Source organism: Parafannyhessea sp., from assembly GCF_051876455.1.
GTDB lineage: Bacteria > Actinomycetota > Coriobacteriia > Coriobacteriales > Atopobiaceae > Parafannyhessea.
Genome location: NZ_JBJEHW010000177.1, coordinates 1 through 9,117 on the forward strand (window position 1 = coordinate 1; position 9,117 = coordinate 9,117).

Here is a 9,117-nt window from a genome sequence, read left to right on the forward strand (position 1 = left end):
GTCCTTGATGAATGCGGGGCTCATGGGGTCCCAGACGGTGTAGCCGCGGGCCTCGAACGTGGCGCGCAGGCCGCCGGAGGGGAAGCTCGAGGCGTCGGGCTCGCCCTGGACGAGCTCCTTGCCGGAGAACGCCATCAGCACGGTGCCGTCGCCGTTGGGGTTGATGAAGCTGTCGTGCTTCTCGCTCGTGATGCCGGTGAGCGGCTGGAACCAGTGCGTGAAGTGCGTGGCACCGTGCTCGAGCGCCCAGTCCTTCATCGCGTGGGCAACCTCGTTTGCGATGTCGAGGTTGAGCTCCTTGCCCTCGTCGATGACGCGGCGTAGCTCCTTGTAGGTCGGCTTTGGCAGCCGCTCCTGCATGTCCTGGTCGGTAAAGACCAGGCTGCCGTACTCCTCGGTGACCTTGTCCTTGGACATCAGTCCTCCTCTGACGGAATTTGACTGTGGGCCTCATGGCGGCCCCTCGTACATAATGAATCATAGCGATTGCCCGTTGCCCCCAAATTTCGTCAATGTGACGGTTACGAATACGAAACCGTTTCCCAACCGTTTCCGTGCGGGCGAGAAGGACGTGCCGCCATCGCCGCACGCCGCCCGTCGCAATCCTGCGTATGCGGCGTGCGCGATGCCGTATGCTAGGGGGACTTGCGTCCCGGCACCCGCCGCTTGCGGGTCCTGCGGGGCGTGCGTCCAATCGACCTGCGAGGTGCTCATGACCTGGTTCCTTATCGTGTTCGCGGTTGCCCTGGCGGCAAGCGCCTGTGGTTTCAAGAAGTATGTCTGGTTCATCTCCATCGGCTATGGCGCGGCAGTCGCCGCCATCGGCGTGGCGCTCCTGCTGGGGTTTGGCGCGCAGGCGCCTCTGGCGGCAAGGCTGCAGGCGGCGCTCCTCGTGGCATACGGCGTACGGCTCGCGGGCTACCTCGCGTACCGCGAGGTGAGGAGCCGCACGTACAACCGAAAGATGCAGGGCGAGATCAAGACGAACGACGGCGTGGGCATGGCGGCGCGCGTGGGAATCTGGCTTTCCGCGGCGCTGCTCTACGCATGCGAGACGTCGCCCGTGCTCTTCCGCATGAGCTCCGGCGCCCCGACGGACGTCCTTCTCGTCCTGGGGCTCGCGGTGTCCGCCTTTGGCCTCGCCTTCGAGTCCGTGGCAGACATCCAGAAGAGCGCGGCCAAGCGCGCGAACCCGCGGCGCTTTGTGGACAGCGGGTTGTACCGCATCGTTCGCTGTCCCAACTACCTGGGCGAGCTGCTCGTGTGGACGGGCGTCTTCGTGTCGGGCCTGGGCGTGTACGCGGGCGCGGCGCAGTGGGCGGCGGCGCTTGCCGGCTACCTGGGGATCGTGTACGTGATGTTCGGCGGCGCGCGGAGGCTCGAGATGCGGCAGAACCGCAGCTACGGCAAGGACCCCGCGTACCAGGCGTACGTGCGGAGCACGCCCATCCTCATCCCGTTCGTGCCGCTGTACTCCGTGGAGAAGTACACGTGGCTCGTGGCGTAGCGTTCCCGATATTGTTACACCGCTTCTGGCATATAATGAGCGGACCGGCGCGGCCGGCTTGCGCCCGATGGCGCGCCTTTGTATATGACACCCGTCTGATGGGAGAGGCACATGGCAGAAGAGAAGACCGAGGGCAAGGGCACTATCGACCTCGCGCAGGAGCTGGGGACGATCGCGGCGGAGGCCCCCGAGGTGCCGGGGGTACTGGAGGAGCTCGGCTTCGAGCAGCTCGACTCGGCCAAGACCGTGCTGGAGGCATGCGAGGACGCCGGCGTGGACGCCTCGATAGTGGCGCTCGCGCTCCTTGCCGAGGGCTATGACGTGGAGGGCTACGAGAGCGAGGACGGCGGCGTGGCGGCCAGGACGTTCGACACGGTGCTGACCGCGCTCTTCGATCCAACGAGCAGCCTGATGCCGGACGCGTCAGGCTCCGACGCCCCGATGCTCGCCCACATGGAGGCCGCCATCCACCGCGCCCAGCGCGAGGGCGAGCTTCCCACGTGCCAGTGCCACCGCAGGGGTTAGACTGAAAGCGTTCCTATGTTTGCGTAGCGCCGTGCGTGCCGGGTGGTCCGGCGCCGTGCGGCGCGATTCGAGGGGAGAAGTACATGAGCAGGAACATGACGCGTCGCGAGGCGCTCGCGACCTTTGCGGGACTGGGCTTTGCCGGGGTGCTCTCGGCGTGCGGGAACTCCGGCTCCGCCAGCGGCACGAAGGATGACTCTTCCTCCTCCGCCGCGACGAAGGCCAGCTCCAAGAAGAAGGCCGAGGACGTCGTCGTCCGCGTCGCCTCGCTCAAGGGGCCGACGACCATCGGCCTCGTGCAGATGATGGACTCCACCTCGGGCATACCCGCGAGCGGCGCGACGCTGCCCGCGAGCAACAAGGCCAAGGCCGGCTCCGGCACGACGTACGCGTACTCCATCAGCGCGGCGCCGGACGAGCTCCTGCCCCTGATCATCCAGGGCAAGGTGGACATCGCGTGCGTGCCGTCCAACGTGGGCGCAGTCCTGTACAACAAGACGAACGGCAAGATCAAGGTCATCGACCTCAACACGCTGGGCGTGCTGTCCGTCGTCACGGGCGACAAGAGCGTGAAGAAGTTCAAGGACCTGGCGGGCAAGACGGTCTACATCTCGGGCAAGGGCTCGAGCCCCGAGTACGTGCTCAACTACCTGCTTGACAAGGCAGGCATCAAGGACCAGGTGACGCTCGAGTGGAAGAGCGAGCACACCGAGGTGGCCGCGGTGCTGGCCAAGGACACGTCAGCCGTGGGCGTGCTGCCCCAGCCGTTCACGACGGCTACGCTGGCGCAGGTCTCCGCGCTGAAGGCCCCCATCGACCTGACGGACGTGTGGAAGAAGTACGTGAAGGACGGCAGCCAGTACGTCATGGGCACGACCATCGTGCGCAGCGAGTTTGCCGACGAGTACCCCGGTGCGGTGGAGGACTTCCTCGAGCGCCACGCGAAGTCCGTCAAGAAGGTCAACGCCGACCCCGCGTACGCCGCGCCGCTTGTGGTGAAGGCGGGCATCGTCGCGAAGGAGGCCATCGCGAAGAAGGCCATCCCCGGGTGCAACATCGTCTGCGTGACCGGCAAGAAGATGAAGAAGGGCCTCGAGGGCTACCTCAAGGTGCTGTACGAGGCGGACAAGACCTCCGTGGGCGGCGCCCTGCCTGCCGACGACTTCTACTACCTGGGCGAGTAGCGGCCAGAACCCGAGTCGTGCGGGAGAGGTTTTCTGACATAGCAAAGAGGCTCGCGCCTGTCGCGCTGTGGGTGTGCGTGTGGCAGGTCGCGAGCCTCGTCGTAGGGAGCGGCATCCTGCTTGCCGGTCCCGTGGACACCGTGATGAGGCTGGCGTCGCTCTTGGGCGATGCCGGCTTCCTCGCAACGGTGGGGTTCTCGCTCGCGCGGATCGCCGTCGGCTTCGTGTTGGGGTTCGCGGGCGCGGTGGCGCTCGCGTTTGCCGGGGCGCGCTGGAGGGCGGTGCGCACGATCTTCTCGCCCGCGCTGGACGTGCTCAAGAGCGTGCCGATCGTCTGCGTGATCGTGCTGCTGCTCATGTGGGTCGGAGCGGAGAGCGTCTCGGCCGTGGCCGTGTTCCTGGCCGTGTTCCCGGCGGTGTTCTTCAGCTGCTCCGAGGCGCTTGACAACGTGGACGCCAAGACGGGGGAGATGCTGGGCGTCTTTGGCGTGCCGCGAGTGCGTCGACTGCTCGCGCACGTGTGGCCCGAGGTGCTGCCGTACCTTCTGGGGACGAGCAGGAACGTGTGTGGCATGGCGTGGAAGGCCGGCGTTGCGGCGGAGCTCATCGGGAGCCCCATGGGGTCCATCGGCGAGCGCATCTACCAGGCGAAGCTCCTGCTCGAGACAGCGGACCTCTTTGCGTGGACCATCGTGGTCGTGGTGATGTCGTGGCTGTGCGAGCGGGCATTCGTGGCGCTGCTCGCGCGGACCGGATCGTGGGCACTCTCGGCGAGCCTGCGCGTAGGGAGGCCGCGGGGGACGCGCCGCGCGGGGGAGAGCGGTGTCGCCGCGACCGGAGTCGACGCCGGCGAGGTCGTGCTGAGCGACGCCACGATCGGCTACCCGGGGCACGTGGTGGCGCGTGGCGTCAACCTACGGGTGCGGCCGGGCGAGCGGGTGATCTGCTCTGACGCGTCGGGCGCTGGCAAGACGACCCTGCTGAGGACCGTTGCCGGGCTTCAGCCGGTGCTCGACGGCACGCGTGCCGTCGGCGGGGACGTGACCATGGCCTTTCAGGACGTGCGGCTGGTCGGCGGGATGTCCGCGGTGCAGAACCTGCTGCTCGTGACGGGCTCGAGCCGTGACGCCTGGGCCCGCGACCGGGCGGGGCGGCTGCTTGGGGAGCTCCTACCCGCAGAGGCGCTCGACGTTCCCGTGGACGAGCTGTCCGGGGGCCAGCGGCGCAGAGTCGAGCTCGCGCGCGCAATGGCTGCGCCAAGCGACGTCGTGCTGCTGGACGAGCCGTTCTCGTCTCTGGACGCAGCCTCGCACGAGGTGGCCGCACGGTTCGTGACGCGCCACCTTGGGTCGCGGACGCTGATCGTAGCCTCGCATGCGTCCGGTGACGCCGGGCGCATGGACGCCGAGGGGTACTCGCTGGGCGACGCGGCGGCCAGGGACTAGGAAACTCCGGGTCAGCCAAGAATTTTCGACCGGTGTGCAACGGCACGGGGTTTGTGTGTGCTTTGGCGCCTTGCAAGAGTCCGGCAGCCACACACAAATCCCTATACATTGCCGCAAGTGGGGACATTTGAGCGCCTTGCCACCTCCCGGGACGGCACGGACGCCAATCGGCGTCGTCGTGACGCGCGCCGGGGAGGAGGAAAGCGCACACAAGTCCCTCGCCGTTGCAACCTGAGCGGAAAAACGTGTCGCGACGGATGCCCGTCGCATCCCGGGAGGTGGCCGTCGAGTCGGGGTGTCCTTCACACATGCATATTACGCATGAGCGATACATTGTATTGAATCATGGTTCGGATCCCGGGACACATGTCAGGCCTCTCCCATAGAAAAGCCGGGCATCCGGGTGCATGGCTGCCCGGACGCTGCTGTCGAAAGGACCGGACGGGGTCTCGATGGGACCGGGCGCCGGTTCCTGGCGGCCTGCAGGCTAACGGGGATGCCGCTCGGGACCCCAATGGGCATCGTCGCGCACCGCGAGGCCTATGCATGGGCGTCAGCGGCACCCAGAACGAGGGATTTCCTCGGAGCGGGTCCATTCACGCCCGCGCAACGGCCAGTCTAATTGTCCCGCTCTTTTTCAGTTTAAAGACATATGTGTACAGTTCCGTTCGTACTAGAATAATGGTGATTCGTACCAAAAATGGACTGCGACGGTGGCGTGTGCGGGCGGTGTGCGCGGCGTGAAGCGCATGTGTAACTTACGTAGTCGCAGTTCCTTTAGGGTATCTTCTCTCCGTCGTCGATAGGAAGGAACGACCATGTGCATGATGCTTGCAATCGATACCAGCAAGCCCATTGTTGCAAACGAACTGCTCAGCTCGCTGTTCTCGCACGGGAACGAGCATCCCGAGGGCTGGGGTCTCACATATCTGCCCGCAGGTGACGAGGGAAGGCCCGCGACCGTCCGCGAGCCCAAGAACGCGGCCGTCAGCGAGCGCGTCCAGGCGATCCTGCGCGAGCCCGTCGAGACGGCGCACCTGATCGCGCACATCCGCAAGGCGTCCGTCGGCTCCGCGAGGCTCGAGAACTGCCACCCCTTCGGCCAGGACGACCACGAGGGCAGGGAGTGGGAGCTCGCCCACAACGGCACGATGTTCGAGCCGCGCGCCACGAAGCCCTTCTACGCCCAGCGCGAGGGCACCACGGACAGCGAGGCAATCCTGCCGTACCTGGTCGAGGCCTCCGACACGGCGGTCGCCCAGGGCGCGGACGAGTCCGGCCGCATCGAGGCGATCGACCGCGCCATCCAGGCAATTGCGCCCGGCAACAAGCTCAACCTCCTCTTTGGCGACGGCACGCACACCTATGCCTACACCAACGACGCCAACAAGACGCTCTGGCGCCTCAGACTCGATGACGGCTGGGCGTTCGCCACGGCCCCGCTCGACGGTCGCGCCTGGGAGCCCATGCAGCTCTGCCAGCTGCAGGCCGTCCACGACGGCGAGATGGACTACGAGGGCACGCCCGGCACGGGCGTCTTCACGTCCGACAACGTCGAGTACCTGCGCATGCTCGAGCTCATGAGCGCGTAGCGCGTCGGCACGCAACAAGCGGCAGAAAGCGGCCGGGTGGCGTCAGCCTCCCGGCCGCACTCATGCCAGGGCGAGAAGGACGTGCTGCCGTCGCCCAAATGGCGTGCCCACGGCAGCCCGCTCGCGCTCATTCCTCCGCGTCGGAGCCCTCCGTCACGGCCGCCTCGCGCCTCGCCGCGCGCCAGGCAACGTAGCGCTCGAAGTAGATCTTCACCATGGCCGCGCACGGCACCGCGACGAACATTCCCGCGAGTCCGCCGACCTTCCCGCCCACGATGAGCGCCACGATCACGACGATGGGGTGCACCTCCACGGAGTCCGCCAGGATCTTCGGGTTCACGATCTGCCCGTCCACAAACTGGATCACCGCAAGCGCGATTGCTGCCCACACGAACTTCCCGAGGTCGCCCGTCACGAGGCAGGCGAGCAGGGTCGATGCGTACGCGACGATCGGCCCCACGTAGGGGATGAGGTTTCCCAGCCCCGTGGCGATGCCGATCAGGAGCGCGTACGGAACGCCCAGCACCTCGAGCGTGACCGAGACGGCGAGCCCCATGAGCAGCGCGTCGATCACCTGCCCGCGCATGTAGCCCGCAAACGCGTGCCGGGCGTCCAGCGCAAACGTGCGCAGGTGGCCGTACGGCCGCTCGCCCATGAGCGCCCGCAGCGTGCGGTCCCAGTACGCCGCCAGGTTGCTGCCGTCAATCAGGAAGTAGACGCAGAATATCGTCGCGAACACCGTGTCCGAGGCAAACGTCCTCACGGCGTCCACGCTGGAACTCACGGTCTGCCCAAGGCTCCCGCCCGACGTGAAGACCCCCTCGACCGCGCCAATGACCTCGTCCACGTCGGCCTTCGAGGCTCCTGCCGACGTGGCGAGCCGCACGACCCCGTCGTACGCCGCGGACATGCTGTCGCCCACGTAGTCCACCAGCTCGTTGAGGTTCCCCGGCGATATGGTGCGGATGCTGTTCGTCACGAAGGCGAGAAGGACGGCCACCACCGCCGCGACGGTCCCCGCCGCCAGAAGCACAACGGCCACGACCGCGAGCGCGTGCCTCGCCCCGTCCGCGCCGGAGAGCGGGCCAACCCTGGCGAGCAGCCGGTCGAACCTCGTGACCAGGGGCCAGAGCAGGCACGCCACCAGCCCGCCCGCGACGAGCGGGTTCAGGATCGCGAGCACCCAGGCGCCTGCCACCCCAACTCCCTGCGCTATCTCGGGCAGGTGCACGCCCACGTTCGCGACGATCGCCAGCACGATGCCCGTCGCGATCACGTAGCGGCTGATGGTAGAGTACTTGCTGTCGTCCAGTCCAAAGCGGCTCAAGGATGCCTCCCGGTCGGTCGCGCCCCCGCGCCACCCGGACGCTCCGACGCATGTCGAACGTGTTCCTGAAATGATACTGTGAGGAGCCGCCGTGCCGGTCATGTTCATACTCTCACCAGCAAAGCGCATGGTCGCGGTGGAGGGCGAGCCACGTCCCCGCGGCGTCCCCGCCCTTCTCGACCGCACGCGCGTGCTGCAGGAGGCGCTGCGTGGCCTCACGCTCGAGCAGTCCCAGGCGCTCTGGCGCTGCAGCGACGCCCTCGCGCAGCAGAGCTACGGGCTGCACCAGCGCATGGACCTGGACGCCATCGCCACCGCGGGCAGCGCCGCCTGCGCGAGCTTCAACGGCATCGCGTTCACGCACCTCGCGGCGCAGGTCATGAGCGAGCGCCAGCTCGACTACCTGCAGGCCCACCTCAGGATCGTCTCGGCGTTCTATGGCTGCCTGCGCCCGCTCGACGCCATCCTGCCGTACCGGCTCGAGATGGCGCAGCGCCTCGCCGTGCCCGCGGTCCCCGTGCTCGGCCTGCCCGCCACGAGCGACCTCTACGCGTGGTGGGGCGACTCCATCGCGTGCGAGGTCCTGCGCGGCGGCCCCACCGCCCTCGTCAACGTCGCCTCCGTGGAGTACGCCCGCGCCGTCGTGCCGCACGCGGGGCAGGTGCCCGTCGTCACCTGCCTCTTCGGCACGCGCCGCGCGTCGGACGGCCGCTTCGTGCAGCGCGCCACGGAGGCCAAGGCCGCGCGCGGCAGCTTCGTCAGGTGGTGTGCGGAGGGGGACGTGGACGACGTGGCCGGGCTCCGCACGTACGCGGAGCGCGGGTACGCGCTGGACGAGTCCATCTCGGACGGGCGCACGCTGCGCTTCGTGCGCCGAGCGTAGGCGCGGCCGGCGCGTGGCATCCGCCTTGCCACGCCTCGCGCGTTGTGGCAAGGTCATGGTTGGCCGTCGGTCGCGCAGCTGCGCGACGGCGCATGTGCTTGCAGGATGGGAGGGTCATGGCAGAGGCTTCCGAGGTCGCGCGCGACGCCGCGTCGGCACCCGCCAACGGGCGAGAGGGACGTGAGGCCATGCCCCGCGAGTCCCATCCGGACCGCCGCCGCGTGGTCGCGGGCACGGTCATGGTGGTCGCGGGCGCGTGCCTGTGGGGAATCTCCGGCACGGTGTCCAAGCTCCTCATGGACCGCACGGGCGTGAGCCCCCTCTGGATGACCAACGTCAAGATGCTCGCCGGCTCGGCCGTGTTCTTCTGCTTCGCGGCGGCGCGCACGCCGGACCGCCTGCGCGACGCAGTCCGCTCGCTCCGCCACCCGCGCGAGCTCCTGGGCGTCATCGGCATGGCCGTGATGGCCTACCTCGTGCTCAACGCGAGCTACTTCGCCAACGTGGACGTGACCAATCCCGCCACCGCCACGGTGCTGCAGAGCCTGGGCGTGCCCATGACGCTCGCGGCCGTCTGCCTGCACAGGCGCCGCCGGCCCTACGGGCGCGAGGTCCTCTGCTTCGCGATGGCGGTCCTCGGCACGTTCCTGCTCG

Annotated in this window: 9 protein-coding genes; 7 read left to right on the top strand and 2 right to left on the bottom strand. The window is 67.9% G+C overall.

The window, feature by feature from the left end:
- The coding region (locus ACI38Z_RS07670; protein WP_439789600.1) for a glutamine synthetase III at positions 1–417 on the bottom strand (417 nt) is incomplete at its 3' end.
- A gap of 295 nt (positions 418–712) precedes the next feature.
- On the opposite strand from ACI38Z_RS07670, the gene ACI38Z_RS07675 reads away from it, so the two are divergent.
- The 5 genes from ACI38Z_RS07675 (at position 713) to ACI38Z_RS07695 (ending at position 6,253) form a co-directional block, all read left to right on the top strand.
- Complete coding sequence (locus ACI38Z_RS07675; RefSeq protein ID WP_439789601.1) at positions 713–1,507, top strand: DUF1295 domain-containing protein; 795 nt, start codon at positions 713–715, stop codon at positions 1,505–1,507.
- Positions 1,508–1,618: 111 nt separating this feature from the next.
- Positions 1,619–2,032: a hypothetical protein gene (locus ACI38Z_RS07680; protein ID WP_439789602.1), complete on the top strand. Its 414-nt coding sequence runs from the start codon at positions 1,619–1,621 to the stop codon at positions 2,030–2,032.
- Positions 2,033–2,115: 83 nt separating this feature from the next.
- Entirely contained in the window at positions 2,116–3,216 is a 1,101-nt protein-coding gene (locus tag ACI38Z_RS07685) for an ABC transporter substrate-binding protein (RefSeq protein WP_439789603.1), read from the top strand.
- A 17-nt stretch (positions 3,217–3,233) separates the two neighbouring features.
- Complete coding sequence (locus tag ACI38Z_RS07690; RefSeq protein WP_439789604.1) at positions 3,234–4,661, top strand: ATP-binding cassette domain-containing protein; 1,428 nt, start codon at positions 3,234–3,236, stop codon at positions 4,659–4,661.
- A gap of 824 nt (positions 4,662–5,485) precedes the next feature.
- Positions 5,486–6,253, top strand: coding sequence for a class II glutamine amidotransferase (locus ACI38Z_RS07695; RefSeq protein WP_439789605.1), 768 nt, complete (start codon positions 5,486–5,488; stop codon positions 6,251–6,253).
- A gap of 127 nt (positions 6,254–6,380) precedes the next feature.
- Here the strand turns inward: ACI38Z_RS07695 and ACI38Z_RS07700 are convergent, their stop codons facing one another.
- On the bottom strand, positions 6,381–7,580 hold the full coding sequence (locus ACI38Z_RS07700; protein ID WP_439789606.1) for an AI-2E family transporter: 1,200 nt from the start codon (positions 7,578–7,580) through the stop codon (positions 6,381–6,383).
- A gap of 100 nt (positions 7,581–7,680) precedes the next feature.
- On the opposite strand from ACI38Z_RS07700, the gene ACI38Z_RS07705 reads away from it, so the two are divergent.
- On the top strand, positions 7,681–8,463 hold the full coding sequence (locus tag ACI38Z_RS07705) for a YaaA family protein (protein WP_439789607.1): 783 nt from the start codon (positions 7,681–7,683) through the stop codon (positions 8,461–8,463).
- A 116-nt stretch (positions 8,464–8,579) separates the two neighbouring features.
- Positions 8,580–9,117 (top strand): EamA family transporter (locus tag ACI38Z_RS07710; RefSeq protein ID WP_439789608.1); only part of this gene is annotated, 538 nt, incomplete at its 3' end.

Coding starts and splice junctions, on each gene's coding strand:
- ACI38Z_RS07705 (WP_439789607.1), top strand. CDS start 7,681: ATGTTCATACTCTCACCAGCAAAGCGCATGGTCGCGGTGGAGGGCGAG.
- ACI38Z_RS07680 (WP_439789602.1), top strand. CDS start 1,619: ATGGCAGAAGAGAAGACCGAGGGCAAGGGCACTATCGACCTCGCGCAG.
- ACI38Z_RS07685 (WP_439789603.1), top strand. CDS start 2,116: ATGAGCAGGAACATGACGCGTCGCGAGGCGCTCGCGACCTTTGCGGGA.
- ACI38Z_RS07675 (WP_439789601.1), top strand. CDS start 713: ATGACCTGGTTCCTTATCGTGTTCGCGGTTGCCCTGGCGGCAAGCGCC.
- ACI38Z_RS07695 (WP_439789605.1), top strand. CDS start 5,486: ATGATGCTTGCAATCGATACCAGCAAGCCCATTGTTGCAAACGAACTG.